Origin of the sequence: Rubricoccus marinus (assembly GCF_002257665.1) — a bacterium.
Classification (GTDB): Bacteria; Bacteroidota; Rhodothermia; order Rhodothermales; family Rubricoccaceae; genus Rubricoccus; species Rubricoccus marinus.
On the sequence record NZ_MQWB01000001.1, the window covers coordinates 1,866,193 to 1,892,580 of the forward strand.

General features: G+C 68.2%; 23 protein-coding genes. 11 read left to right on the top strand and 12 right to left on the bottom strand.

Annotated features, from left to right (window positions below; genetic code table 11):
• Nucleotides 1-52 precede the first annotated feature (52 nt).
• Nucleotides 53-352: an NADH-quinone oxidoreductase subunit NuoK gene (gene nuoK, locus BSZ36_RS19330; RefSeq protein ID WP_179271084.1), complete on the bottom strand. Its 300-nt coding sequence runs from the start codon at nucleotides 350-352 to the stop codon at nucleotides 53-55.
• On the bottom strand, nucleotides 353-862 hold the full coding sequence (locus BSZ36_RS19335) for an NADH-quinone oxidoreductase subunit J family protein (RefSeq protein ID WP_179271085.1): 510 nt from the start codon (nucleotides 860-862) through the stop codon (nucleotides 353-355).
• A 399-nt stretch (nucleotides 863-1,261) separates the two neighbouring features.
• Between BSZ36_RS19335 and BSZ36_RS07825 the strand changes: the two genes are divergently transcribed.
• Both BSZ36_RS07825 and BSZ36_RS07830 read left to right on the top strand, forming a co-directional pair.
• Nucleotides 1,262-2,272, top strand: coding sequence for a lysylphosphatidylglycerol synthase transmembrane domain-containing protein (locus tag BSZ36_RS07825; protein ID WP_179271086.1), 1,011 nt, complete (start codon nucleotides 1,262-1,264; stop codon nucleotides 2,270-2,272).
• 205 nt (nucleotides 2,273-2,477) lie between these two features.
• Nucleotides 2,478-3,530 (top strand): DUF72 domain-containing protein, encoded by a 1,053-nt coding sequence (locus BSZ36_RS07830; RefSeq protein WP_094547616.1) that lies wholly within the window; start codon nucleotides 2,478-2,480, stop codon nucleotides 3,528-3,530.
• Between the two features lie 57 nt (nucleotides 3,531-3,587).
• Here the strand turns inward: BSZ36_RS07830 and BSZ36_RS07835 are convergent, their stop codons facing one another.
• The 8 genes from BSZ36_RS07835 to BSZ36_RS07870 form a co-directional block, all read right to left on the bottom strand.
• Nucleotides 3,588-4,256, bottom strand: coding sequence for a helix-hairpin-helix domain-containing protein (locus BSZ36_RS07835; protein ID WP_094547618.1), 669 nt, complete (start codon nucleotides 4,254-4,256; stop codon nucleotides 3,588-3,590).
• A gap of 105 nt (nucleotides 4,257-4,361) precedes the next feature.
• The gene (locus tag BSZ36_RS07840; protein ID WP_094547620.1) at nucleotides 4,362-5,003 is read right to left on the bottom strand and encodes a YceH family protein; all 642 of its coding nucleotides are present in this window, start codon (nucleotides 5,001-5,003) and stop codon (nucleotides 4,362-4,364) included.
• 102 nt (nucleotides 5,004-5,105) lie between these two features.
• Entirely contained in the window at nucleotides 5,106-5,825 is a 720-nt protein-coding gene (locus tag BSZ36_RS07845) for an RluA family pseudouridine synthase (protein ID WP_094547622.1), read from the bottom strand.
• Between the two features lie 49 nt (nucleotides 5,826-5,874).
• Nucleotides 5,875-7,665, bottom strand: a complete 1,791-nt coding sequence (locus BSZ36_RS07850) for a Na+/H+ antiporter NhaC family protein (RefSeq protein ID WP_094547624.1) — start codon at nucleotides 7,663-7,665, stop codon at nucleotides 5,875-5,877.
• Nucleotides 7,662-8,282, bottom strand: coding sequence for a uracil phosphoribosyltransferase (gene upp / locus BSZ36_RS07855; RefSeq protein ID WP_094547626.1), 621 nt, complete (start codon nucleotides 8,280-8,282; stop codon nucleotides 7,662-7,664). The genes BSZ36_RS07850 and upp overlap by 4 nt, the downstream gene beginning before the upstream one ends.
• Nucleotides 8,283-8,363: 81 nt before the next feature.
• Entirely contained in the window at nucleotides 8,364-10,094 is a 1,731-nt protein-coding gene (locus BSZ36_RS07860) for an alanine/glycine:cation symporter family protein (RefSeq protein WP_094547628.1), read from the bottom strand.
• Nucleotides 10,095-10,166: 72 nt separating this feature from the next.
• On the bottom strand, nucleotides 10,167-10,766 hold the full coding sequence (locus BSZ36_RS07865) for a tetratricopeptide repeat protein (RefSeq protein WP_094547629.1): 600 nt from the start codon (nucleotides 10,764-10,766) through the stop codon (nucleotides 10,167-10,169).
• Nucleotides 10,763-11,500, bottom strand: coding sequence for a cell division ATP-binding protein FtsE (locus BSZ36_RS07870; protein ID WP_218827606.1), 738 nt, complete (start codon nucleotides 11,498-11,500; stop codon nucleotides 10,763-10,765). The genes BSZ36_RS07865 and BSZ36_RS07870 overlap by 4 nt, the downstream gene beginning before the upstream one ends.
• A 171-nt stretch (nucleotides 11,501-11,671) precedes the next feature.
• On the opposite strand from BSZ36_RS07870, the gene BSZ36_RS07875 reads away from it, so the two are divergent.
• Together BSZ36_RS07875 and BSZ36_RS07880 are read left to right on the top strand one after the other, a co-directional pair.
• Nucleotides 11,672-15,145 (top strand): DUF4175 family protein, encoded by a 3,474-nt coding sequence (locus tag BSZ36_RS07875; RefSeq protein ID WP_094547631.1) that lies wholly within the window; start codon nucleotides 11,672-11,674, stop codon nucleotides 15,143-15,145.
• 107 nt (nucleotides 15,146-15,252) lie between these two features.
• The gene (locus tag BSZ36_RS07880) at nucleotides 15,253-16,059 is read left to right on the top strand and encodes a sulfotransferase domain-containing protein (RefSeq protein ID WP_094547633.1); all 807 of its coding nucleotides are present in this window, start codon (nucleotides 15,253-15,255) and stop codon (nucleotides 16,057-16,059) included.
• 16 nt (nucleotides 16,060-16,075) lie between these two features.
• Here BSZ36_RS07880 and BSZ36_RS07885 read toward each other — a convergent pair whose 3' ends face one another.
• Nucleotides 16,076-16,564, bottom strand: coding sequence for a hypothetical protein (locus BSZ36_RS07885; RefSeq protein ID WP_094547635.1), 489 nt, complete (start codon nucleotides 16,562-16,564; stop codon nucleotides 16,076-16,078).
• 47 nt (nucleotides 16,565-16,611) lie between these two features.
• Here BSZ36_RS07885 and BSZ36_RS07890 point away from each other — a divergent pair, with 47 nt between their 5' ends.
• From BSZ36_RS07890 to BSZ36_RS07900, 3 genes are read left to right on the top strand one after another with little or no spacing between them, the layout of a single operon-like run.
• A complete protein-coding gene (locus BSZ36_RS07890) occupies nucleotides 16,612-17,487 on the top strand; it encodes an ABC transporter ATP-binding protein (RefSeq protein ID WP_218827607.1) in 876 nt (291 codons plus the stop codon).
• Nucleotides 17,484-18,053: a cob(I)yrinic acid a,c-diamide adenosyltransferase gene (locus BSZ36_RS07895; RefSeq protein WP_094547637.1), complete on the top strand. Its 570-nt coding sequence runs from the start codon at nucleotides 17,484-17,486 to the stop codon at nucleotides 18,051-18,053. The genes BSZ36_RS07890 and BSZ36_RS07895 overlap by 4 nt, the downstream gene beginning before the upstream one ends.
• Entirely contained in the window at nucleotides 18,050-20,116 is a 2,067-nt protein-coding gene (locus tag BSZ36_RS07900) for an SGNH/GDSL hydrolase family protein (RefSeq protein WP_143536809.1), read from the top strand. The genes BSZ36_RS07895 and BSZ36_RS07900 overlap by 4 nt, the downstream gene beginning before the upstream one ends.
• A 42-nt stretch (nucleotides 20,117-20,158) precedes the next feature.
• On the opposite strand, the gene BSZ36_RS07905 is transcribed toward BSZ36_RS07900, so the two are convergent.
• Nucleotides 20,159-23,140, bottom strand: a complete 2,982-nt coding sequence (locus BSZ36_RS07905) for a WD40/YVTN/BNR-like repeat-containing protein (RefSeq protein WP_094547641.1) — start codon at nucleotides 23,138-23,140, stop codon at nucleotides 20,159-20,161.
• A gap of 53 nt (nucleotides 23,141-23,193) precedes the next feature.
• Between BSZ36_RS07905 and BSZ36_RS07910 the strand changes: the two genes are divergently transcribed.
• From BSZ36_RS07910 to BSZ36_RS07925, 4 genes are all read left to right on the top strand, one after another.
• Nucleotides 23,194-23,592, top strand: a complete 399-nt coding sequence (locus tag BSZ36_RS07910) for a YkvA family protein (protein ID WP_094547643.1) — start codon at nucleotides 23,194-23,196, stop codon at nucleotides 23,590-23,592.
• A gap of 18 nt (nucleotides 23,593-23,610) precedes the next feature.
• The gene (locus BSZ36_RS07915) at nucleotides 23,611-23,913 is read left to right on the top strand and encodes a hypothetical protein (RefSeq protein WP_094547645.1); all 303 of its coding nucleotides are present in this window, start codon (nucleotides 23,611-23,613) and stop codon (nucleotides 23,911-23,913) included.
• 132 nt (nucleotides 23,914-24,045) lie between these two features.
• Nucleotides 24,046-25,659 (top strand): M20/M25/M40 family metallo-hydrolase, encoded by a 1,614-nt coding sequence (locus BSZ36_RS07920; protein WP_094547647.1) that lies wholly within the window; start codon nucleotides 24,046-24,048, stop codon nucleotides 25,657-25,659.
• Between the two features lie 206 nt (nucleotides 25,660-25,865).
• On the top strand, nucleotides 25,866-26,388 hold a 523-nt coding region (locus tag BSZ36_RS07925; RefSeq protein WP_143536950.1), incomplete at its 3' end, for a carboxypeptidase-like regulatory domain-containing protein.

Below are 26,388 nucleotides of genomic sequence, written 5' to 3' on the forward strand. Positions count from 1 at the left end.
GGACTGGCTTGGCGTCTGGAGTTCCGAGTCCCCAGCTGCCAGCCCCGGGGCGCTAGCCCCTAAACAGGTTGATCTCGTCGATGTTGAGCGTCATCGTGTTGCGGAACAGCGCGATGACGATGGCGAGCCCAACGGCGGCCTCAGCCGCGGCGACGGACATCACGAAGAAGACCAGGATCTGGCCGTGCACGTCACCGAAGCCCTGCGCGAAGGCCACGAGCGTGAGGTTGACCGCGTTCAGCATCAACTCGATGCTGAGAAAGACGACAATCGCGTTGCGGCGCAGGAGGACGCCGAGAACGCCAATCGTAAAGAGAACCGCGCTGAGCGAGAGGTACCAGGTGAGTTCCATCTAGACGAACCGCTTCTTGGCGAGGACAACGGCACCGATGGTCGCCGCGAGGAGGAGGACGCCGACGATCTCGAGGGCGAAGGCGTGCTCGGTAAGGAGCGTCACGCCGATGTTGGCCACGTCCGTCGCCTCGACGGCTTCTTCCGTGGTGGGGGCGTCCGGCAAGAGGTCGAACTTCAGCGCCACAACCGAGAGCAGCTGGGCGAGCACGCCCACGCCGAGGACGAAGGCGGCCACCTTTCTGAAGTCCATCGCGCCCAGCTTCGGCATCTCGTCCAGGTTCAGGAGCATGATGACGAACAGGAATAGCACCATGATGGCGCCTGCGTAGACCAGCACCTGCACGACGCCGATAAACGCGGCGTTCAGCGTGAGGTACAAACACGCGATGGACAGCATGACCTGAACCATCCAGAGCGCGGCCGTAACGGGGCTCCGGGAGATCAGCATTCCGAGTGCGCCGACGACCGAAAGGACGGCGAAGACGAAGAAGAGAAACGTCTCCAGCATGGGTGGGTGAGGAGGCCGGGCGTACCGGAAGGGGCGGCGCAGAGGGGAAGAGGCGCGCCGTCAGCAGTGCGCCCGAAGGTACCGAGGGAGGACAGCCGTCACAACCGCGAGTCGCGCCAGAGGCTTGGCCTTTGAATGAAATGGCGACGCTTTGCTCCCCACTCGTGCCGCCTCTGGCGCGAACGGGCCCGGCCAAGACGCGTGCAGCCTTGCAGGTGATCCGGCCTCTGGCGTCTCACCAGACCGCCGCTCGGGTATCTTTCGTGGCGCTCCCCACGTAGCGCGCCCGCCTTCCCCCGCGACGTCCTGGAACTGCAGCCCTCCCCTCCCGCCCCGCCGGAGCCTCACGACGAGGCGCCAGAGGCCATCCCACTGGTGCCACCGGTCCAGCGCGGCTCGGTGCGCTTCCGCGACGTGATCTGGCCCATCGCGCTCAGCCTGGTCGCGATCATCGCGATTGTGGCGTTTACGACGGAGGGGGCGGATTTGGTGGCGGTGGCGAGGCGCTTCCGGCCCGGACTTCTCGCGCTGGCCGTTCTGGCGCTCGGGCTCCAGATCACGTTTGCCTCGCTGCGGCTGCAACTGATCTCGCGCGGGGCGCTAAGCGTCCGGCAGGCGTACAAAGGGCAGGTGACCTGGGACTTCCTCTCGGCCATTACCCCCTCGGCACTTGGCGGCGGGCCGTTCGCGGCCTACTTCATCGCGAAGGAGAATGACCTCCCGTTTGGGCAGGTCTCGGCGTACATGCTGTTCTCGATGCTGATGGACCAGGTGTGGTTCGCGGTGCTGATCGTGATGCTGTTCCTCTTCGCGTTCGAGCTGCCCGTATTTCCGGACGCGCTCGGTGCGGTGAGCATCGGGACGGTCGCGCTGTACTTGGTTGGGTTGCTTTCGTGGATCTCGTTTTTTGCCTACGCGACGCTCGTTCGGCCCCAACTCATCGAGTGGGTAGCGGGCAAAGTGGTGAGGCTCAAGTTCCTCCGCCGCTTCGAGGACCGCGTGCACGACGAGGCACGCAAGCTCAGGCGGCAGGCGCGCATTCTCCGCGCGCAGCCTCTGGCGTTCTACCTCAAAGGATTCGGGCTGACGCTGCTGATCTGGTGCTCGCGCTACGCGATCGCGCTGTATGCAGCGTTCGCGGTCGCCTCGATCGCGCGACCGTTTCTGTTCTATCTGCGCACGGCCGCCCTCTGGCTCGTAGGGATCGCGCTACCCACGCCGGGCGGGTCTGGCGGTATGGAGGGGCTGTACCTCCTCTTCCTCTCCCCGCTTCTTCCCGAGAGTGCAGGTGGCCCCGCGCTCCTGGGCTGGCGCCTGATCGCGTACTACACCATCCTGGTGATCGGCTTCGCGGTCGCGGGCCGGACCGTGGGTGAGGTGCTGTTCGGCAGCAAGAAAAAAACCGCTTGAGGCACAAGCCAACGCCGTCTACGCGAGCGGCATGGTGCCCCAGTACCAGGCCCTCCGTGAGCGAGGCCTCTGGCGCGTGAGGACAACGCAAGCGTACGTGTAGCATCCGCAGAGGCCCGTGCCGCTTTCGCTCACGCAGCAAGCGTCTCGCAAGCGCCAGAGGCCCACCGCCTTCGATCTTCTCGTACCTCGTCCCCAGCTTTCCATGCCCAGACCCGTAGACGACCGCCGCGCCGAGGCGGAGCGCTTCGACTTCCGCCGAATCCACGAGCGCCTGCGATTCGGGACGGCGTCGGACCGCTACGCAGGCTGGATCGACACCATCTACCCGCGCGACGTGTGGGCCGGCGAGGTGACGACGCGGAGCAAAAAGGTCGGCGGGCAGACCTTTCAGGAGCGGCTGCTGCCGATCAAATCGGTGACGGACTACTTCGAGCACTTCAACGTGCTGGAGCTGGACTTCCTCTACTACCGCCCGCTGCTCAAGCCCGATGGGCGGCCGGAGAACAACCTGTTCATCCTCCAGCAGTACGTGGACGCGTCGCCTGCGAACGCTCGGTTTGTGGTCAAGGCGCCGCGCGAGTTCGTCTCGCGAGTTCTACCGCGCCGCGTGGACGGCCGCATGACGTTCGTGGAGAACGAGCGCTACCTGGACGCCAGAGGCTTCACCCATCAGTTCGTGGCGCCTCTGGCGGACGCGCTAGGCGTCAAGCTTGCAGGCATCTTGGTGGAGCAGGAGTACATCCGGCAGCGCGATGCCCCCTCGCCAGAGGCCTACATCGGCGACTGGGATGAGTTTTTCCGCGACGTGCCCGGGGACGTCGCATACCACCTGGAGGTGCGCTCCGAGCACATGCTCACGCCCGGCTTCGCGGCGTGGATGGCGAGCCGGAAGATTGGGCGCGTGTTCAGCCATTGGACGTGGCTGCCGTCCCTCAAAACGCAGTGGGAGCTGGCCGACGAGCAGTTCACGTCGGGCGCGGACGAAGCCGTGGTGCGGCTGCTCAACCCCATCGACATGAAGCACAACGAGGCCTTTGCGCTGGCCTACCCGTTCGACAAGCCGGTCCCGGCGCTCTCGCAAACGCAAGAGGCCCGTCGCATGATCGACGAGACAACGGCGCTCGCATACCAGGCGGCCTCACGCGGCGTCACGCTCAACGTGATCGCGAACAACCGCGCGTGGGGCAGCTCGCCGCACCTCGCCCAGGCCGTCGCGAACCGGTTCTTGGATTTCGCGGACCGCAAGGGCGAATAGAAAAGCCTCTGGCGACACGGAGGACGCCAGAGGCTGGGCAGAACCCGCGAGTGCCGGCTAGGCGGCGGCCGGCGGGAACAGGGTATAGATCGTCGCGAGCGGAGCCGTCTCCGGCACAGCGGTCTCGTCCGAGGCGTCGGCCTCTGGCGTTGGCAGGTCGTCCTCGCGGCGGCGGATGGACGACAGGCGAGCCATCTGGCGGCGCACCCGGCGTTCGCGGCGTCGTGCGGACTTGTTCAGGATGGAGTTGAGCTGGAGCCGGATCGCTTCGAGGCGGCGCGGGCCGAAGCCGGCGATCTCGGCGAGCCGGCCGTCGTGCGACGCCCGCTCCAGCGAGGTCAGCGAGCGGATGCCCGCCTCCACGAGGCTGCGCGCGAGGGACTCGCCAATGCCCGGAACGGTCATCAGCAACGCGGCCGGGTCGTCAGACGCTAGAAGCCGGTCGCGCAAGCCCACGCGGCCTCGTTCGATGTAGTCCGCGAGGTGGCTCGCGAGGTTCACGCCGATGCCGGGTAGCTCGGTCAGCGCGTCGCGACCGCCGGTGCCGTAAATCTCGACGACCGGTGTGTCCAGGTCTCGCAGCATCGCTGCCGCCTGGAGGTACGCTTGGACGCGGTAGGGATTCGGCTCGCCCGAGCGCGTGAGCAGCTCGGCCATTTGCCCGAGGATGTCCGCCAGCTCGACGTTGGTGGGCCCGATAGAGGGCCGTGGGAGCGCGTGCAGCATGTTTCTAGATGTTGATTGCCTCAAGATCGCGCACAGCGATGCCACCTGAATGTCACACCTTCGGCCCTAAAATATGCATCGCCAGAGGCCTCTGGCGCAGGCCTGCTAGTCTGCTCCCAACGCTTCTTTCAGAGCAGCCAGATCGCCCTGGAGGGTTTCCACGAGCGCCTCCAGCGTGGCGACGCGTTCGGCGAGCGTGGAGACCGGCTCCGCTGCGTCCCCTTCGGCCTCTGGCGCCAGAGGCGCCACGTCGCCTAAAAGGGTGTGGGTGTAGCGCTCAGCGCTCTGCCCCGGCTGACGTGGCAGCTTTGCCACGAGAGGCTCGTCGCGCTCCGAGAGCATCCAGAGCGCTTCCTCCGCCTCGTCTACACTCGTCATCTCCGCCATGCGGCCCACGCGCGTGCGGATCTCGCCAGGCGTTTGCGGTCCGCGCAGCATGAGCACCGCCAGTACGGCGAGCTCGCGGCGCGAGAGGCCCAGCGCGATGTCCATCGAGTGCCGCAATTTGGAGACGCGATGCCCCGCGCCAGAGGCGACGCCAGCGAGTTTACGCCGCTTGACGCGCTCGACGGCTCCCGAGACCTCGCGCTCGGTTACGTCCATGACGGGATCGCGCGAGGAGCGTTGGTTGCACGCCGCGATCAGCGCGTTCGTCGTCAGCGGGTACGAATCGGGTGTCGCGAGGGACTTTTCGATCAGCGCGCCCAACACGCGGGTCTCGATGGCGTCGAGTGTAGGAATCGGCATGGAGGTGCGGCCAGAAGGACGGCGGAAGTTGCACGCCTCTGGCGTCCGAGGCAAGGTGCTCCCCGGCGCCCACACGCATCCCGCCAGAGGCCATCGCGGCCGCTACTCCCTGCCGGCGAGCACGCGGAGTTCGGCCTCGATGGGCCGCGCGAAGTCCTCGCCCCAGGCTGGAGGCGGCGCGGCAGTAAACCGCCGGCGGTCCTTCTGCGTGGGGTGGTCCAGCGCGAGGTGCGCGGCGTGGAGCGCGATGCTGTGGCCGTCGCCGAGCGGGACAGGCGCGGCATAGCGGAGGTCGCCCACTATAGGGTGCCCGATTCCGCCCAGTTGCACGCGGACCTGGTGCGGCCTCCCCGTCTCCAGCACGACGCGGACAAGCGTCCGCCCCCGCACGGTTGCGAGCGCGCGCCATTCCAAGACGGCCTTTTTCGCGCCAGAGGTGGTCGAGGAGACGCGCTTAACACGGGTGCCCGTCTCGGTGTCGTGCGTCTTGAAAAGCCAGTCCTCCAACCGTCCGCTCCCCTCCAGCTTGCCTTCCACGAGCGCGAGGTAGACCTTCTCGACGGACCTCTTGCGGAACTGCTCGGTGAGGCGGCTCGCGGCTTTGCTCGTCCGCGCGAGGACCATCACGCCAGAGGCCGGGCGGTCCAACCGTTGCACCAAGCCGACGAACACGTTTCCAGGCTTGTTGAACTCGCGCTTGAGGAACGCTTTGGCCCAGTTGGCCACGTCGCGGTCGCCCGTGGAATCGCCCTGGGAAAGCATCCCGGCGGGCTTGGCAACCACCAAGAGGTGGTTGTCCAAAAACAGAATCTCGGGCGTCATGCGGAGGGCGCCAGAGGCGCGGAATACGGCAGGAGGCCTCTGGCGTCTCTCACGCCGCTACCATCGCGTCCGGCTCATCCACAGGCTTGCCGACAAAGCGGAGCACGAGGTACAGCACCAGCGCGCCGATCGGCAGGACGGCCCACCAGGGCGCTCCAAAGCCGGCCGGGATCGTGCCCAGGAAGAGCGCCACGGCGCCAACGGTCAGCGCGTACGGGATCTGAGTCCGCACGTGGTCGATGTGGTCGCACTGGCTCGCGAGGCTGGATAGAATCGTCGTGTCCGAGATCGGCGAGCAGTGGTCGCCCCAGACGGCACCGGCGAGAACGGCGCTTACGGCGCTGTAGATGATATGGTGGTACTCCGCGTTGGTATGCAGGCCGTCGGCGGCGAGCACGTTCCACGCCAGAGGCACCACGAGCGGCATGAGGATGCCCATCGCGCCCCAGCTGGAGCCGGTCGCGAAGGCGGTGGCAGCGGCCAGGATGAACACGAGCGCGGGCACGAGGCCCGGAATGAGGCGGTCCGAGAGCAGGTCTTTCAAGAACTCGCCGGTGCCCAGCGCTTCGTTGACGCCCGAGAGCGCCCAGGCCAGCGTCAGGATCATGAGCGCGAACAGCATGGTCCGCATGCCAGCCATCAGGGACTCCACGGCCTCGTCAATGGTCACGATGCGCTGCCCCACGTACATCGTGATGGCCGTGACAACGGCGGCGAGGGATGCCCACATCATGGCTTTGTAGGAGTCCGCGGCACCGATCACGTCTTGGATGCTCGCGTCCGGGCCTTCGGAGGCGCGGCCTGTGATCCAAAGCCCCACGAGCACGCCAACGACGAGCACACCAATCGGTAGAAACGCGTTGATCAGGCGGTACGGCGTGCCCTCTTTGGGCTCCAGCAGGTGCGCGTCGGCCTCAGCTGCGCCGACGTTCGCGCCCGGGCGCGCGAGTTGCCCTGTTGTACGGGCGCGGCGCTCGGCCTTCAGCATCGGTCCGAAGTCCCGCTTCATGCCCGCGACCAGGAAGACGAAGAGCAGCGCCAGAAGCGGGTAGAACGAGTACCCGATGGAGTTCAGGAAGACGGAGTACGCCGACTCGTCGTAGTCCGGGATCTGCGCGATGGCCTCGCCGATGTAGCCCACCTCGGTCCCGATCCATGTCGTTACGAGCGCGATGCAGGCAACGGGCGCTGCCGTCGAGTCCACGATGTAGGCCAGCTTCTCGCGCGAGATCCGCAGCGTGTCCGTGATCGGCCGCATCGTGCCGCCAACGATCAGCGTGTTGGCGTAGTCGTCGAAAAAGATCGTGATGCCCAACAGCGCCGTCGCGAGCTGTCCCCGCCCGGCCGACTTCGCCCACTTGGTGACCAGGTGCACGATTGCCTGCGTGCCACCGCCCTTCTGGATCAACCCGACGAGCCCGCCGATAAGCAGCGAGAACAGGATGATCGCGGCGTGCCCCTCGTCCGTGATCGCGCTCAGGATGTAGGTCTGGATCGCTTCAAAGAATCCGGTGAACCAGCCCATCGCCGGGTCGCCAGAGGCGATCCACGCGCCCACCCACACGCCGAGGAACAGCGCCACAATCACCTGCCGGAACGCCAGCGCGGCTCCGATGGCGAGGACGGCCGGGAGCAGTGACCACCAGCCCGCGTTGGGCGTGGGCGCCTCTGGCGGCGCTTCCTGGAGCACGACGGGCGCATCGCCCGCTGCGAGGGAATCCGCAACCGGCGCCAGAGCCTCTGGCGCGGCGGAGTCCTGCGCGATGGCGACGCCCGCGAAGGCGATAAGCACCAGCGCAAGGATGGCGTACTTGGACGGGACGACGCGGCTCAACTTCATGGGTGCGTTCCGAAGATGCGGTCGCCAGCGTCGCCCAGGCCGGGCCGGATGTACGCCTTGTCGTCCAGTTCGCGGTCCAGTGCCGCCGTGACGATGTCGACGTCCGGGTGGAACTCGTGGAGGCGCTCTACGCCCTCGGGCGCTGCAACGAGGCAGACAAACGTGAGGTGATCCGCGCCCCGTTGCTTAAGGTGGCTCAGCGCGCCAGCGGCCGAGCCGCCGGTCGCTAGCATCGGGTCCACGACGAACACGCGCGCACCCCGGACAGGCGGGATGTTGGAGTAGTAGTCGACCGGGCGGTGTGTGGTCTCGTCGCGGTACATGCCGAGATGGCCTACGCGCGCTTCGGGCACAAAGCGGACGAACCCGTCCACGAGGCCCAGTCCTGCTCGCAGCACGGGCACTACTACCACCTCTTGCGCAAGCTTGACGCCGTCAGTCTCCTCCAGCGGGGTCTGGACTGTCTGCTTCTCCGTCGGGATGGTCCGAAGCGCCTCGTAGGCCAGAATGGCCGCGGCATCGTTGAGGACGGCGCGGAACTCGCCGTGCGGCGTGGTCTTGTCTCGCAGCGTGGTGACGGCGCGGGCGAGAAGCGGGTGATCGACGACTGTCAGCATGGGGTGGCCGGGGCCTCTGGCGAAAGCGAACGCGGGAAAACAAGCGCCTCTGGCGCCACGCGGGCGCCAGAGGCGGAGGGGCTAGATGCGGCCTTCAGCCTTGGCCCGCTTGTGATCCTCCTCGTTCTGCTCCCACGGCTTCCGTTCGAAGTACGAGTCCGTCAGCTTGACGAGCGTGCCGGAGAGCAGGATGAGCGCGATCACGTTCGGGATCGTCACGAGCGAGAGCGCGACGTCGCCGAGGTCCCAGATCGTCGTCGAGGCCAGGATGGCGCCGATAAAGTGCATGACCACAAAGACGGCCTTAAAGGGCAGGATCGCCTTGGGGCCGAACAGGTAGTTCGCACAGCGGTCGCCGTAGTAGCTCCACGAGATGCTTGTCGAGACCGCGAAGAGCACGACGCTCAGCAGCACGATCCACTTGCCGAAGCCGCCCATGCCGATGGGCGCCAGGCCCATCTCGAACCCGAGCGTGGTCAGCGGGGCCACGCTACGCGCGGTGTTGCCGTACAGGAGGTCGACCTCGTCGCCGCCAGAGGCCATCGCGACCAGACCACCAGAGCCCTGCTCAATGCGGCCCTCGAACGGGACGGTTTGCGCCTCGTCCAGGAAGAGCGTGTCGATCGGGAGGTCGTAGCGCGAGAGGGCGGCGCCCTGCTCGTTCTGCGAGATGCCGCCTTCGTAGACCAGCGGGAACGCGCCCCCGTAGGAGCCATAGCGCACGAGGTTGCCCGCGTCGTCGAGTTCGGGCGCGAGCACGTTGACGTTCGCGCCGCCTGCCTCGAACGATGCCGGGGCCTTGGTCTCAAACGCGCCGGTCGTGACGAGCACGAGGCCCGTCATGGTGCAGATCACGATGGTGTCGATAAACGGCTCCAGGAGCGCCACGACGCCTTCGGAAACGGGCTCGTCGGTTTTGGCCGCCGAGTGCGCGATGGGCGCTGAGCCTTGTCCGGCCTCGTTGGAGAACAGGCCGCGCTGCACGCCGAACTGCATCGTCAGGAGGAACACGCCGATACCCGCGCCGGCGACGCCAGAGGTCGGGTTGAACGCCTCGGAGAAGATGGTCCCGAACGCGGCGGGGATCGATCCGAAGTTGAGGATCAGGATGGTCACCGCGCCCAACACGTAGAAGCCCGCCATGACCGGCGCGACGATCGAGGTCACCTTACCGATGCGGCTGATGCCGCCGACGATGACGACGCCGACGATGCTCGCCGTGACAAGGCCCGTGATGACCTGGTCGATGCCGAACGAGTCGTAGAGCTGCGTCGCGATGGTGTTGGCCTGCACCGCGTTGCCGGTCATAAACGAAGTGATCATGAGCGCGAACGCGAAGAACATGGCCACAGGCTTCCAGTTTTTGCCCAGGCCGCGCTCGATGTAGTACATCGGGCCGCCAGAAACCGAGCCTTCCCAGGCCTTGCCGTCCTCGTCCACGCGCACGTCGCGGTACTGCTGCGCGAGGGTCACCTCGGCGTACTTCGTCGCCATGCCGAGCAAGGCGGTCACCCACATCCAGAACAAAGCGCCGGGTCCTCCGATGTGGATCGCGAGCGCCACGCCGGCGATGTTTCCGACGCCGACCGTCGCGGAAAGCGCCGTGGTGAGCGCCTGGAAGTGGCTCACGTCTCCGGGCTCGTCCGGATCGTCGTAGCGGCCTGTGGCTACCGCGAATCCGTGGCCGAGGCGACGGAACTGGATGAATCCGAGCCGGATCGTCAGGTAGAGGCCCGTACCCAGGAGGAGGATGACGAGAGGCCAGGCAAGAAAATTGCCGACGGCACCGACGATGGTTTCAAACAGCTCCATGCGAGGGATGGGGTTAAGGGGAGGTGAACAGGCGAGGCGTGAAGATAACCGCCGCTACAACGCGCGCAGAGGTCACTCCAAGCGAGCGAGCCTCTGGCGGGCCTCGGCGGCACGGGCGGAGTCAAGATCTGAGCGTGCCAGGAGCCATTCCAGGTCCTCTCGTGCCCCGGCGGTATCCCCCACCATCACGCGAGCTATGCTCCGGTCCGTCCTGTGGGCGATGCTTTCCGGCGCGAGGGTGACGGCCTGGTCCAGATCCGTGAGCGCTCCCGCCACGTCGTTCGGGTCGAGCGAGAGGCGTGTAAATGCGCGCTGGTTGTACAGCGCGTCAACGGGGATGCTCGAGCCATCGCCAGAGGCCTCGATCGCGCGGCCCAGATCTGCGAAAGCGTTCTCGATGTCCTCGCGGGTGGAGTCCTGCGCAAAGCGCCACCGCAGGCATCCGGATCGGACGGCGTACGCGTCCGGGCGCGGCGAGGCCTGAATGAGGGAATCCAGTTGGAGGATGATCGCATCCACGTTTCCACTCAGGCATGCCGCGCTGGCGTCGCTCACGAGATCGCCAGAGGCGTCGGGTGCGGGCGCTGCGGGTTCGGGCGAGCACGCCGCCCACGCGAAGGCAAGCGGGAGCACGAGGCCTCTGGCGCCAGAGGCGAAGGTGCGGACGGTCATAGCGACTCGGGGTCGACCTCTACCAGGCGCCCTTTGACCAGCGCGAGCGTGCGGGCGGGAAACGAGCGGACGAGGCGGTAGTCGTGCGTTGCCATGAGCAGCGCCATGCCCTGACGATTGAGCTTGATGAGCAGCTTCTGGATCTCGTCGGCCACGCGGGGGTCGAGGTTGCCAGTGGGTTCGTCGGCCAGGAGCAGCATCGGGTCGTTGACGATGGCGCGGGCGACGCACGCGCGCTGCTGCTCGCCGCCAGACATCTCGCTGGGCTTGGCCTGCGCGCGGTGGCTGATGCCGACCTGCGAGAGCGCATCCATCGTGCGCTGGCGCACTTCGGCGCCGCGGTGGCCCGTGGCGTGGAGCGCGAACGCGACGTTGTCGTACGCGCTGCGGTCTGGAAGCAACTGGAAGTCCTGGAACACCACGCCCAACATGCGGCGCAAGAACGGCACGTCGTGCGGCTTGGTCGTGTCGGACTGATACGGCCCGACCCGGACGACGCCGTACTCGGGCTGCACGTCCATGTAGAGCAGCTTGAGCAGGCTGGACTTCCCGCTGCCCGTCGGGCCGATGAGGTAGACCATCTCGCCTCTGGCGAGAGTCAGATTGAGGTCTTGCGCCACTTCGACGCGGGCGCCGGAGGGGTCACGGTAGCTGACGGCCGCGTTGCGGATCTCGATCAAAGGCCGCTCGCGCGAGGGCGAGGCGGTCGGCGAGGCGGCGGGATAGTCGGACACAGGGGCGTGGATGGCGGCGCGCCAAACTACACGAGCGTCAGAGGCCTCTGGCGACGGCTCTGCACCCAGTCCGGCGCGAGGCCTACCCCACTCTGGCGCGGCCTTCTCCTCTCCCGGCCGGGCAATCGCTTTGGCGCCGTCTCGTTCGTCCCGTGCGCCTAGCTTCACGCCATGCCCACGCTTCCTCCCACACCCGACGTTCGCCAGAGGCTCCGCACCGCGCGTCTGCGCTGGACCGCGTCCGAAGTCATCCGGGGCGTCTTGCTCGTCGGCGCGGGTGTCGGCCTCGCGTTTCTCGTGGGTGTAGGCGCCGAGGGTGCGCTCTGGATGGGCGTGGGCCTGCGGACGGCGCTGTTCTGGCTCCTGGCGGCGCTCGCGCTCGGGCTCGTGGGCGCGTTCGTTCTGCCGCCGGTCTTGCGCGGGCTGGGCCTCCTCCCGGGCATGGACGACTCCACCGTCGCGCACCGCGCCGACCGCTTCCGCGAAGGCGCCGGCGACCGACTCCTCGCGCTGCGGGACTTGCAGGCCTCTGGCGCCAGAGGCGAGTCCCCGCTTCAGGCCGCGGCCGTGGCGGCGTTGGGTCGCGAGGTCGAAGACGTGCCTGTCGAGCACGCCGAGGACCGCCGCGGCCTCTGGCGCTCAGCGCGATGGGCACTGGCGCCGGCCCTCGGGTTCGTGCTCGCACTCCTCCTGATTCCCGGCCCGTTCGAGGCGGCGGCGGAGCGTCTGTTGTCTCCAGGCGAAGCGTTCTACCCGCCCGCGTCGTTCTCCTTAAGCCTCCAGCCCGGCGATGTCGAGATCGTGCGCGGCGAGAGCGTCGAGATCACCGCGCGTCCCGCAGGCAAAGACTGGCCGCTGGACGCCACGCTCGAAGTCCGCCGCGAGGGCGAGACCGTCACCGACGACACGCGGCTTCTGCTGGGCGACGACGGCCTCTGGCGCCACACGGTCGAGGACGTGCGGCAGAGCGCCCAATACCGCGTCCGCGCGCTAGGCGTCGTCACGGACTGGGCCTCGATCCGCGTTGTAGCACGCCCGCTCGTCCGGGGCCTCAACGTTGTGCTCCTCCCACCTGGCTACAGCGGGCGCCCGGCGCGCGCGCTTCCCGAGGGCGTCGGCGATGTCTCCGGCCTCGCGGGCTCAACGGTTCGTCTGACCGTCGGCCTCGCGGGGGAACGGGCTGCCAGAGGCGAGGTCCGCATCCGCTGGGACGACAGCACCGCCTCGCGCGTGCCCCTGGCGATCGGCGCCGAGGGGGCCACGGCGCGCTTCCCGCTCCGCCGCGGCGGCCACTACTCGCTGCACCTGGAGACCGCCTCTGGCGTCGCCAACACGAACCCCGCGCGGTACTCGCTCGGCGTGCTCGGAGACGGCGCGCCGCAGATCACGCTCGTGGACGGCGCCAGCGGCGCGCTCGACGCCAGAGGCCGGCGCCTGGAGTTCCGCGTCTCCGACGACTTCGGCTTTTCCGGCGGCTCGCTTATCTGGCGCGTGATCCGCGGCGACGCCAGAGGCCCGCTGCGCCGCGCTGCGCTGCCGGTCCGAACGCGCCCGCTCGGTCAGGACGTGGGCGTCACGTTCCGCCCTACGAACGTGGGTCCGGGCGACGTGGTGGAGTTCTTCGGCGAAGTCGTGGACAACGGGCCAAGGCGGCAGCGCGCCCGAACGCCGGTCGTCACGCTGCGCTTCCCATCGCTCGCCCAGCGCATCGACGAACTGGAGGCGCAGCGCGATTCGACGCGTGACGACCTCCAAGAACTGCGCGACAACGCCAAGGAAGCGTCCGAGCGCTTTGAGCGCTTCCGCGACGACCTCCGCCGCAACCCGAACCCGGACTGGGAGGACCAGCGCCAGATCGAAGAACTCCGGCGCCAGCAGGAGGACCTCGGCAGACAATCAGACGCACTCCAGCAACGCATGGAGAAGCTCCAGCGGGACATGCAGGACAGCGGCCTTGCGGATCCCGAGACCATGCGCAAGCTGGAGCAGATGCGCCAGGTCATGCAAGAGCTTGACTCACCCGAACTCCGCGACGCGCTTAAGCGCTTGCAGGAGGCCATGGAGAAGCTCGACATGCGCGAGATGATGGAGCAGGCCGAGCAGGCCGAGTTCAACGAGGAGGAGTTCCGCCAGAGGCTGGACCGCGCGATGGAGCTGCTAGAGCGCTTCGAAACCGCCGTGGACCTCAAAGAGGCCGCCCAGCTCGCCGAAGACCTCGCCGAGCGCGAGGCCGAGATCCAGGCCAAGACCGAGGCGCTCGAAAACGCCTCCAAAGAACGCCGGGACGGCACCCAGGCCGAGTCGCCAGAGGCCTCTGGCGACATGCCGAAGGAGAACACCGCCGCCGAGCGCGAACAGGTGGCGCAGGAGCAAGAGCGTGCCGCGGAGTCCGCCGAGGCGCTGGAGAAGCAAATGGAAGAGCTCCGCGAGCGCATGGAGGAGATGCGCGGCCAGCAAGGCGAGCAGCCCATGCAGGACGCCCAGCAGGAGATGCAGAAAAACGGCGGCCTTCCTGAGCAGATGCAGGAAAACGCGGAAAAGGTGCGCCAGAACCAGACGCAAGAGGCCCAGCAGCAGCAGCAGGAGATGCGCCGCCAGCTTCGCAAGATGGCCCAGAAGATGCGGGAGTCCAGCTCGCAGATGCAGGGACAGCAGCAGCAGATCGACACTGCTCGGCTCCGCGCCGCGCTTGAAGACGTGCTCACGCTCTCGGCCGAGCAGGAACGTCTCGCAGGCGAGACAGCCGCCACGCCTGGCCGGAGCCCCGCCCTCCGGCCTCTGGCGCGGCGCCAGGCCGAGCTACGCACCGGCCTGCAGCACGTCGCCGATTCGCTCCAATCCATCGGACGCACCGTCCCCCAACTCGGCAGCAAGATCCGCTCCACGACCACGAGCGCCCTCCGCGAGATGGGCGGCGCCGTAGAGGAGTTCGCCGAGCAGCGCTCCGGGCCCGCCGCCGCGCGCCAGAGGACGGCCATGACGAGCCTCAATGAGCTCGCGGTGATGCTCGCCGACGTGCTGAGCCAGCTCCAGAACCAGCAGCAGCAAGGCGGAGGTCAGGGCCAGGGCACGCCTCAGCAGATGCAGCAGATGGGCCAGCAGCAGCAGCAGCTCAACCAACAGATCCAGCAAATGCTGAACCAGAGCGCGGGCGAACGGCTCTCGCGCGACGATCAGCAGCGGATGCGCCAGCTCGCCGAGCAGCAAGAAGCCATCCGTCGCCAACTCAAGCAAATGCTCGAAGGCGCCTCTGGCGGAGGTGGCAACGAGGACGGCGGACCGGGCGGACTCAGCGAGCAGGCGAAAAGCCAGCTCCGCCGAATCGAGGAACAGATGGGCGAGGCGGCCGAGCAGCTCCGCCGTGGCAACCCGGACCCCTCTACGCTTCCCCGCCAGCAGAACATCCTTCAAAAGCTGCTCGAAGCCGAGCGCTCCGCCAACGAGCAGGGCCGCGAGGAGAAACGGGAGGCCGAGACCGCCCGCACTACGCCTCCCCCTGCCTCTGGCGGCACACCGCCGCGGGACCGCCCCGAAGACCGCGTCCGCCGCGATCTCATCCGAGCGCTGGAGAGCGGGTTCTCGCCAGACTACCAGGACCTGATCAAGAGCTACTTCGGGCGCATCCAGGGACGCGCGAGCAATTAGCGAGGCCTCTGGCGCTCTCGCCGGTTGGCGTGGCTACACTCGCCACTCGGCTCCCGCCAGAGGCGGCACGGGCCCGCCATCCCTTCCGCTGATCTCTGCCTGTCTAGATGCTCCCGTCGTTTCTCATCATCGGCGCCATGAAAAGTGGCACCACGAGCCTTTACGAGTACCTCGCCTCCCACCCGGATACCGTCACGCCCTCCACGAAAAAGGAGCCGCAGTACTTCCGGTCAGACGCCGACTTCAGCAAAGGGCTGGACTGGTATGGGAGCCTCTTCAAGGGCAAAGGAAGCAAGGCGTTCGAGGCGTCCACGATCTACACCCGACGGCACTTGTGGAGCAACGTCCCGGCGCGCATCAAGAGCGCGATCCCGAACGTCAGGATGATCTACTTGATGCGGGACCCTGTGGACCGTGCGTACTCGCATTACGTCCACTTGTATGCGAAGCGGTTGGAAAACGCGCCCTTCTCCGAAGCCATCCGAAAGCACTCGGACTACGTCGACACGGGGCGGTATTTCTACCAGTTGCAGGCCTACCACGAGCACTTCCCGCCGGGGCAGATCCACCTCCTTACGCTGGAGGACCTGAAGCGTGATCCCCGCGCGGCTCTCTCCGAGATCAGCACGTTTCTGGGAATCGCCGACACGTTCGACGACTCGGTCCTCGCCCGACGATTCAACCCTGCGGCCGACCGCCGGACTACGGAGCGCGAGATCCGTTTGCGAGACGCTGCACCGCACCCGCTTCTCGCCTCCCTTGTCGTTCGTGCCATGCGCCCGCGCCGGCCCGTGTTTGAACGCCCCACGATGACGCCAGAGGACGAGGCCTACCTCATGGACCGCCTCCGGCCCGACGTACAACAGCTCCGCGAGCACACCGGACGCTCCTTTGCCGAATGGCGACCCTACTGACCGCGCGTGAAGTCCCCTATGGGATCACCTCCACATCGCCGTAGGTCACGATCCGTCCCTGACGGTCCAAGAGCACGACCCGGTGGAGCCCGGGACCGCCGAGTTGGCCCGCTGGGAAAGAGAACAGAGGAGCCGTTCCCTCTGTCGATCCGGTGACCGCTTGGATTCGCGAGAGGTCTCCCTGGGCAGTCAGGCGGTACGGGATCAGCGCGCCGTTGGAACCGGAGAACGTGCCCGCAAACTGAACGCTCTCGGTTGGAGAGGCGGGGTTGGGATACGGCAGGAAGGTGAGAGTGAACTGCGAGCTGTAGACCGGCGCCGTGCGCCAGTCCCGGTCGTCCTCGCTCAGCACATTGCCTCTGGCGTCCGTCCGTGACACCCCATCAGGGACGCCGACCGCGTCAAACTCGAACACGCGCTGGAGCTCCCCGATGCTGGTCGCGTCGCACCCGACGAGGAAGGGCGTGGCGAGGAGGAATCCGAGGATCGGGAGCAGTCGGGGCATGCGCGTGGGCTAGAGCGGTACGTTTCAACGCCACCACATCCGCCGTCGTGCCCGAGCCTCTCTCTTCTGCGCCTATCGTCTCCGCCAGAGGCCTAGGCGTCGCCCTCGCGAAGCGGAGCGTGCTGCACGGGCTGGATCTCGACGTGCGCCCGGGTGAGTGGCTGGGCATCGTGGGCCCCAACGGATCCGGAAAAACGACGCTCCTGCGCACGCTCGCGGGTCTCCTCCCCTACACCGGCAGCCTGGCCGTCCGGGGCCGCGACCTCCGCCTCTGGCGGGGCCAGGACCGTGCGCGCGAGGTCGCGCTCGTGCGACAGCAGACGGACCTGCCGTTCGCGTTCAGCGTGCGCGAGGTGGTGGCGATGGGACGGGCGCCGCACCTGGGCTGGCTTTCGCCTCTGGCGGCGAGAGACAAGCAGGCGGTATCGAATGCAATAACGGATCTGGCGCTGGACGCGCTCGCGCTCCGCCCCGTCAACGCGCTTTCCGGCGGCGAGCAGCAACGCGTCCTACTCGCTCAGGCGCTCGCGCAAGAGGCCCCGCTGCTCTTGCTCGACGAGCCCACCGCGCACCTCGACGTGCGCCACCGCCTCGACGTGCTCGACCGCGTGCGCCGGCTGGTCGCCGCGCGGGCCTCTGGCGAGACGGCGTCCGCCGGAGGCGCCAAAACCGTGGTCGCGGCCATGCACGACTTGGAATGGGCCGCGCGCTATGCCGACCGGCTCGTCGTGTTGCACGGCGGGCGCATCGCCGCAGAGGGCGCACCGGCCGACGTGCTCACGCCCGCACTTCTCGGCGACGTGTTCGGCGTCCGCGCCGAGGTGGAGCCGACGGCCTCTGGCGTGCGGGTCCGGTATCTTGGCCGGCACGCGCCAGAGGCCTCCGAACTCACGGAGATCGGCGCGCCCCACCCCACCCCATGAAGGTCTACACCAAAACCGGCGACGACGGCACCACCGCGCTCTTCGGAGGCGACCGCGTCTCCAAAAGCCACCCCCGGATCGCAGCATACGGGACGGTCGACGAGGTCAACTCCGTGCTCGGCATGGCGCGTGCCACGCTCGACCCCGGAGCGGCCACCGACCTCATCGCGCGGGTCCAGAACGAGCTGTTCGTGCTCGGCGGCGACCTCGCCGCGCCTGAGGAGACGACGTACCCGCTGCCGCGGATCGAGGCGCACCACACGGAGCAGATGGAGGCGGACATCGACCGGCTGACGGCGGACCTCGCGCCGCTGAAGAACTTCATCCTGCCCGGTGGCACGCAGGCCTCGGCATCGCTCCACCTCGCGCGGACGGTCTCCCGCCGCGCCGAGCGGCTCGCGATCGACATGGTGGGCGAGGGCGAGGTCGTCTCGCAAGAGGCCCTCAACTACCTCAACCGGCTCTCGGACTGGCTGTTCACGCTCGCCCGGTGGGTCAACCATGACGCCGGCGTAGAAGACATCGCGTGGGTGCCCGTGGCCGACCGCACCCCCGCCGCTCCGTGAGCAAGAGGGCGACCAAGAAGGCCGGGGCGGCGCCTCTGGCGCCAGAGGTCTCGGCGGGCACGCGCCGCGTCTTCTGGGCGATCACGCTGCTGATCCCGTTCCTCTTTTTTGCGCTGCTGGAGGGCGGGCTCCGGCTGGGCGGCTACGGCGGCAGCTATCCCCTCTTCGAGCCTGTGGAGGGCGTACCGGACGTTCGGGTGCAGAGCCGCGAGGTGGCACGCCGGTACTTCGCGCAAACAGAGGGCGTGCCGAACGCCAACGCGGACTACTTCTACGCCGAGAAACCCGAGGGCTCGTTCCGCATCATCGCTCAGGGCGGCTCCAGCGCGGCAGGCTTCCCGTACTACTGGGGCGCGGCGTTTCCCCGCACGATGGCAAACCGGCTCCGCGCGTCCTACCCCGGTCAGCGGATCGACGTGGTCAACACGTCCATCGCGGCCGTGAACAGCTACACGCTGCTGGACTTCGCGGACGAGATCATCGAGCAGAAGCCCGACGCCGTGATCATCTACGCGGGCCACAACGAGTATTACGGGGCGCTCGGCGCGGCTTCAGCCGAGAGCTTTGGGCGCAACCCCACCCTCGTGCGCGGCTACCTCGCGCTCCGCCGCTGGCGCACGGTCCAACTCGTCCGCGATGTCATCGCGAAGCTGCGCGGCGCTGGCGCCGAGGTCCCGGAGGCCTCGGGCGAACAGAGCAACGAGACGCTCATGAGCCGCATGGTGGGTGAGCAGTCGGTCCCCTACGGGTCCGAGCTGTTCGAGGACGGCCACCGGCAGTTCCGCGAAAACCTGGACGCGCTCCTGGCGCGCTACCAGGCCGAGGGCATCCCCGTCTTTGTGGGCACCCTCGCCTCCAACGAGCGCACGCAGCGCCCCTTTATCACGGCCCACGCCGCGGGCGCCGACACGACCGCGTACAACGCGGCGCTGCGCGACGGCTTGAGTGCCTTCGCCAGAGGCGACAGCGCCGCAGCGCTCCCCGCCTTCCGCCGCGCGACCACGGCCAGCGCCGACGCCGCCGAGGGGCACTACCGGCTGGCCCAAGCACTCCTGGCCTCTGGCGAAGCCGAGGCCGCTCAAGAGGCGTTCCTCCGCGCCAAGGACCTCGACGCGCTCCGCTTCCGTGCGCCCGAGGTGTTCAACGCGTCCATCCGCGAGATCGCTAGCGCCAGAGGCGCGACGGTCGTGGAATCCCAAGACCTCGTGCGCGAGCGCTCGCCGCAGGGCGTGATCGGGGACGAGATGATGCTGGAGCACCTCCATCCCACCCTCGCGGGCTACGACGCGATCGCGGACGCCTTCTACGCTTCCATCCGCGCCTCTGGCGTGATCGGCGAGACCTCGCAAGAGGCGCCGCCCGCCACCCTCGTGCGGCTCTCTACGCCCGTCGATAGCCTCGCGGGCGCGATCCGCGTGGGGCGCCTGACCCAAAGTTGGCCGTTCCGGCCGGACGAGGTGCGACCGTTTGCGCTCGACACTTCCCGCACCCCGATGGCGGTCTTGCAGATCGCCGAGGACTTGGTCCAGAACAAGGTGGGCTGGGAAACTGCCACGGACGCCCTCGCGGACTACTACCTCGCCAAAGGTGAGTACACCGAGGCGCTCCGCGCGCGCCAGGCCATGCTCATGATGTACTGGTTCGAGCCGCGCGTCCATGACGCTCTCGCGGCCGTTCGGATGCAGATGGCGCAAACGTTGGGCGAGCCGCGCTACGTGGAGATGGCCAAAGCCAACTACGAGGCCTCGCTCACCCGCAACCCCAACCACGGCCCGGCGCTCTCAATGCTGGGCGCCATCCACCTCCAGCGCTCTGAAGAGGCCAAGGCCTCTGGCGCCAGCGGCGTGGCAACGCAGGAGCGCGGCGAGGCCATCGCGTACCTGGAGCGCGCGCGGAGCGTGTTGCCGCAGGACACGCAACTGTTGTACAACCTCGCGGGCGCCTACGCGCTACAAGGCCGCTGGCAAGACGCGCTCCGCACGGTCAACGTGCTGCTCCAGCGCCAGCCGCAAAACCCCGCGGCGCAGCAGCTCAAAGCGAGCGTGCTCCAAAACATGGGCTAGCGCCAGAGGCCTTCCGCGACAGCCTCTGGCGCCAGCGGCGCGTTACGGCATCTTCTTGCGCGCGCGGCTACGAGGCTCGGGGCCGCTCTTGAGCACAAGCGGGACGGACACGCTGCTGCTACCCGCCGAGACGTTGAGCAGGTACTCGCCCGGCATCAGGTAGTAGAGCTCGTCGTCTTCTCCGGCCTCGTGCTCGTCGCTTATTGCGCGGTCCACGGTCATTGGCCACGCGGCGTAGTTCAGCCCGGCGCCAGAGGCGTGGGTCCACGAGGCCAGTTCGACGCCCTTCGTGTTGACGACGGAGAACGTGACCGGGCCGCCTTGAGCGACGGTGTACGCGATGCTCAGCTCAGGCTGGTACGGGTCGCTCCAGTTTCCGCCCTTGGAGCCCCAGCGCGTGGAGTGCTGGAGCGTGTCGGGCGCGAAGACGTGGAGCGCCTCGGCCAGAAGCGCGGGCGTGAGCTGCTGCACCTCTTCCAGGTCCGCAATCCAGATGCTCCGGCCGTGCGTGCCGACCACCAGATCCTTATCGCGCGCCTGCACCGTGAGGTCGTGGACGGGCACGTTAGGCATTGTGCGGCTGTCCCACATGCTCTCGCCTCTGGCGCCGTCGGCGTCCTCGCGCTCGGCGCGCTGGCCGCGCATGGGGTGGAAGCTCTCGCCACGGTCCAGCGAGACGTAGAGGCCGTGGTCCGTTCCCACGTACACGATGTCGCCAGAGGCCGGGTCTTCCTTGGCCACGTTGACGGGCTCGGCGGGAAGGTCCGTGCCGATGCGCGTCCACGTGCGGCCAAGGTCGTCGGAACGGTAGACGTAAGCGTCGAAGTGGTCCCAGCGGTAGCCGTTGAGCGAGACGAGGAGCCTCTGGCGATCGTGGCCGGAAAGCTCCACGCGCGAAACCCAGAGCGGACCGGGGAGGCCAGCGGAGCGGTCCTGCCACGTGCGGCCGTCGTCTTCGCTTACCCAGATTTTGCCGTCGTCCGTTCCCGCCGCCAGAAGCCCGTACTCCAGCGGGCTCTCGTGGAGGCTCGTGAGCGTGCCGTACGGGACGTCGCCGGGCTCACCGCCAGAGGTGAGATCCTCGGAGATGGTCTGCCAGGTTTCGCCGCGGTCGAGCGAGCGGTGGACCTTGTTGGAGCCGAAGTAGAGCACGTCCGGCAGGTGCCGCGAGAGGTGGATGGGGGTCTGCCAGTTGAAGCGGTACGGGCGCTCACCCAGTGTGTGACTGGGCGTGATGCGGCTCGCGCGTCCGTTGCCTTCGGGGATGCGGACGTAGTTGCCGAACTGGAAGCCGGTGTAGACCGTCTGGTCACGCGGGTCCACCTGGATCTGCATGCCGTCGCCCCCGCCGAGCCGCTCGTAGGGGTAGTCGCCGTTTGCGAGCCAGCCACGCGAGGGGCGGTAGTCGCTTGGTCCGCGCCAGACGCCGTTGTCCTGCAGGCCGCCGTAGACGTTGTACGGCTGCGCGTTGTCCGTCGTGACGGTGTAGAACTGGCCGACGGCCGGGACGTTGGCGCTTTGCCAGGAGCGGGCGTCGTCGTAGGAGATGTTGACGCCGCCGTCGTTGGCGTTGAGCAGCCGGTCGGGGTTGGTCGGGTCGATCCACAGGTCGTGGTGGTCCACGTGCACGTTCGCGTCGTCGATAGCCGCCCACGTGGCGCCGCCGTCGGTGCTGCCGATCAGCGGGACGCCGATGAGGTAGAGCCGGCTGGGATCGTCCGGCGCTACGCGCACCTGTCCGAAGTAGTAGCCGTAGGAATACACGAGGTCGTCGATGTAGCCCTCGTGCGTCCGCGTCCAGGTCGCGCCCCCATCGTCCGAGCGGTACACCTCGGCGCCGACGACGGGCGTGTCGAACAGCGCGCGGTTGGCATCCTCCAAGAACTCGACCAGCGCCAGAGGCTCCAGGTTGCCCTCGCGCACGTCGCGCAAGATGGACTCGGCGGTGTAGCTGTACGGGAAGTTGTTGGCGTCCAAGAACGCGTTGAGCGCGTCTTCGCTGAGGTCGAGAAACGCCTCGCGCGACATGGAGCGCAGGGCCTCTTGCGTGACCGCGTCCATCGCCTCCTCATTCTCGTCGGCCTCCTTGGGCCGCCGGGCCTGGTTGTCGACCGTCGCCCAGAGCACGCCCCCGGCCGCTGGCGACACGGCAAGGCCGATGCGTCCGACGTCGGCGCCGGTCGGGAAGCCGGAGCCGTCGGTCGTGACGCGCGTCCAGGTCATGCCGCCGTCGTCGGAGCGGTGGATGGCGGAGCCGGGGCCGGCCTCGCGGAAGTCCCACGCGCGGCGGGAGCGCGTCCACGTAGCGGCGTAGAGGCGGTCAGGGTTCGCCGGGTCCATCACGAGGTCGATGGCGCCGGTCTCTTCGGCCTCTGGCGCGAGCGTCAGGGCCCAGGACGCGCCACCATCGCGCGTGACGTAGACGCCGCGCTCGCCGCCGTTGGAGTAGAGCGGGCCGATGCTCGCGACCCAGGCCGTGTTGGGATCGCTCGGGTGGAGCACGATGCGGCCGATGTGGTGCGAGTTCGCGAGGCCGACGTGCGCCCAGGTCGCGCCGCCATCGGTGGATTTGTAGACGCCGGTTCCGGCGTAGGAGGAGCGGCTGGAGTTGCTCTCGCCGGTCCCGGCCCAGACCGTCGGCCCGTCGCCTTCGGGATCGCGCCAGTCCACAGCGATGTCGCCCATCGTCATGCTCGCGTACTCGTCGAACAGCGGTTCGAAGCGCGTGCCTGCGGACTCCGTTTTCCACAGCCCGCCAGAGGCGTAGGCAACGTAGAACACGGTCGGATCGCCGGGCTTGCCCTCGATCGCGCTTACGCGCCCGCTCATCACCGTCGGGCCGACGCTGCGGAACGGCACGGCGCCGAGCGGCGAGCGCGCCTCCATCGCGGCGCGGGCCTCGGCGCCCGCCATCCGTGCGGCCTCTGGCGTCGGCGCGATGGGGTTCTGCGGGTACGGGGTGGCGTTGTCCTGGGCGGTGGCCGCCAGAGGCAACAGGGCGAGAAGAGCGAGGGTGAGGCGCATGAGGGGAACCGTTTGGGCGTTGGGGCGAAGGTACTCTGACCACCTCTCCCGACATGACTGCCTTCTCCGAGTCCAACGCCAAACGCGGCCTCCACCTCTTCCGCCGCCGCGCCGAACGCGAGGCGCAGGAGCCCGGAAAGCTCCAGTCTCTCGCCGAGACGGCCAGCGCAAAGGCGCAGGAGCACAGCGAGCACCTCGGGGCGCTTCGCGCCGATCTCCCCGTCCTCCTCCGCGTGGTCAAGGCCTACGCCAGAGGCGAGTACCGGGCCATCCCGTGGAAGTCCATCGTCACGCTCGTGGCGGGGCTGATCTACTTCGTCGTCCCGGTAGACCTCATCCCGGACTTTATCCCGGTCGTGGGCTACATCGACGACGCGGCCGTTATCGGCCTCGCGCTGCGATACGTGCGCAAGGATCTGGAAGCGTTCGAGGCCTGGGAGGACGAGGCGTAGCCTCTGGCGCCAGAGGCCATGCGCGTCATCGATCACGAGCCCCAGTCCTGGTTTCTGCTGGAGGCAGACGGTGAGTTCTACCTCGACGGCCGGTACTCCAACAGCTTCGTGGACTACAGCTTCCCGATGCGTCTCGATGCTGAGGAGCGCGAGGCGTACGAGCGAGACGGGCACGGCGCCGTTCAGCGTCTTTACGAGTGCGTGCAGTACACGGCGCCTGGTGTCGCCGCGTCGCGCTCACCGTACGTCGGCCGGAAGGTGGAGCCGGCGGTCTCGGAGCAGATGCACCGCGCGATCATGGCTTGGAAGAGCATGGGCTGAACGGCCAGGCGTGGGCGTGTGGGCGCCTCGCCAGAGGCCCGCTCGGATCGGGACCGTGCCTGCTCGGCACCGCACGCGCCAGAGGCCGCTGGCGCCGGATTAGATTCCGGTATCCCCATTTAGACCCGACGTATGCGTCTCTCCGCTTTCGCGGCCCTCTTGCTGGCCGCCCCCGTCGTCGCTCAGCCTGTGGCCGAGCCGACCGACTCCACCGCCATCGCGTTTATCAAGGCCGAGGCCACTGAGCGCGGCCAGGTCATGGACCACGCCACGTGGATGACCGACGTGCACGGCGCGCGCCTGACGGGCTCCGAAGCGCTCGACCGCGCCCAGGAGTGGGCCGTTGACCGCTTCCGCTCCTGGGGCGTGAGCGCCGAACTGGAGCCCTGGGGCACGTTCGGCCGCGGCTGGAAAAGCGACCGCATGGCCATGTCGGCCCGCGTGAGCGGCCCCGACGTGGCCTCGCAGTCCTTCCCGCTTACGGCCGCGCCCAAGGCGTGGAGCCCGAGCACCGGTCGCGCCTCTGGCGAGCTGGTCGTCATCGACATCGACGACGACACGCTGGACCCGGCGACGCTCGACGTGCGCGGCAAGGTCGTCCTCATGGGCTCGCTCTCCGACGTCGCCAGAGGCCTGGAGCCGCTGGCGCAGCGGCGCGATGAGCACGAGCTCCTGGAGCTCGCCAACGCGGGCCTCGCGATGACGCGCGGGGCGCAGCGCCGCTACTCCCCCGAGGTGCTCGCGCGGTACCGTGCTCGGGCGGCCCGCACGCAGGCCGTGCTGACCGGCGAGCCTCTGGCGATCCTCACGCCCTCGGGCACGGGAGGCTCCGGCGCCGTTCGCGCCATGCAGGCCGCCGTCCCGGAAGGGCAGGCCACCGGCGCCGGAGGCCGCGCCGCGCCGTGGACGGCCGGCGTCGAGACTGTTGCGCAGTTCGCCGTTCTGGACGAGCACGCCAACCGCCTGATCCGCCTCGCTGAGGCCGGACAGTCGGTGACCATCGACCTGGACTACGCGGCGACGTTTACCGACGAGGAAGTCGTGGAGGACAACGTCATCGCGGAGATCCCCGGCACGGACCTCGCGGACGAGATCGTGATCGTCGGCGGACACTTCGACTCGTGGCACAGCGGCTCGGGCGCGACGGACAACGCGGCCGGCTCTGCTGTCACGATGGAGGCCGCCCGCATCCTCAAGGCGTTCTACGACGCCAGAGGCGAGGGCCCCCGCCGCACCATCCGCTTCGCGCTGTGGACCGGCGAGGAGCAGGGACTGTGGGGCTCGCGCGGCTACGTCAGCGAGCACTTCGCGCCGACGCCCGGCTACGGTGAGCCGCCGACGGACGTCCTGCCCGGCCACGCCAACGTCTCGGCGTACTACAACATGGACAACGGCTCCGGGCGCTTCCGCGGCGTCTACATGCAGTCCAACGAGGCCGTGCGGCCCATCTTCCGCGCGTGGCTCGACGCCTTCGATGACTCGACGGCCCAAACGCTGACCATCAGCAACACCGGCGGCACGGACCACCTCTCGTTCGACAACGTGGGCATCCCCGGCTTCCAGTTCCTCCAGGATCCTCTGGCGTACTTCGCCAAGACGTGGCACACGCACATGGACGTGTACGACCACCTGGACCCGGACGATATGGAGCAGGCTGCGGCCATGATGGCAACGTTTGCGCACCACACTGCCGAGCGCGCCGAGAAGCTCCCTCGCAAGGCGATGCCGGACCTGGCCGGCAACTAAGCACGCTCACGCCAACCCGCCTGACACCAGCGTCAGGCTTCCCGCGCCAGAGGCCCCGTTGCCTCTGGCGCGGTTTATTTGCGTACGCACTGTGGCTCCGTAGACGCGTGCTTCGGCGCCAGAGGCACGAGACGGGCAAACGCCCCGTTGGTGTGACCAGACGCCGCACTCAAGCGGCTGACCTGTCTCACCTTCCGGGCACGCGTATGTCGTCTCGCCTACACCTCCTCGCTTTCGTCCTGCCCTTGCTGCTCGTCGCGGCGCACACGCCGCCAGAGGACGCAGGCCGCCAGGCCTCTGGCGCGATCGCGGGCGTCATCACGCTCGCGGACACCGGCGAGCCCGTCCCCGGCGCGTCGATCGCTCTGGTCGGCACGCCGCGCGGCGCGGCGTCCAACATCGACGGTGAGTTCACGATTGCCGACGTGCCTGCGGGCGACCACGAGGTGCGCGTGGCATACGTCGGCATGGTGGCTCAAACGCTCACCGTGACGGTGCGTGAGGGCGAAACCACCCCGCTGAACGTGGCGCTGGTAGTGGACGAAACGATCGAAGAAGTCGTCGTCGGGGCCGAGCGCGCCGTGATCTCGCGCGATGCGACCGGCGGCGCGCGCACGGTCAGCGGCAAAGCCTCTGGCCTCTCGTCGCCCACGAGCCCCCGGATGGCACCGGCCCGCAGCCGCGCAGCAGACCTGGCCACGCCCGGCATGATCCGCGACATGGAGCCCC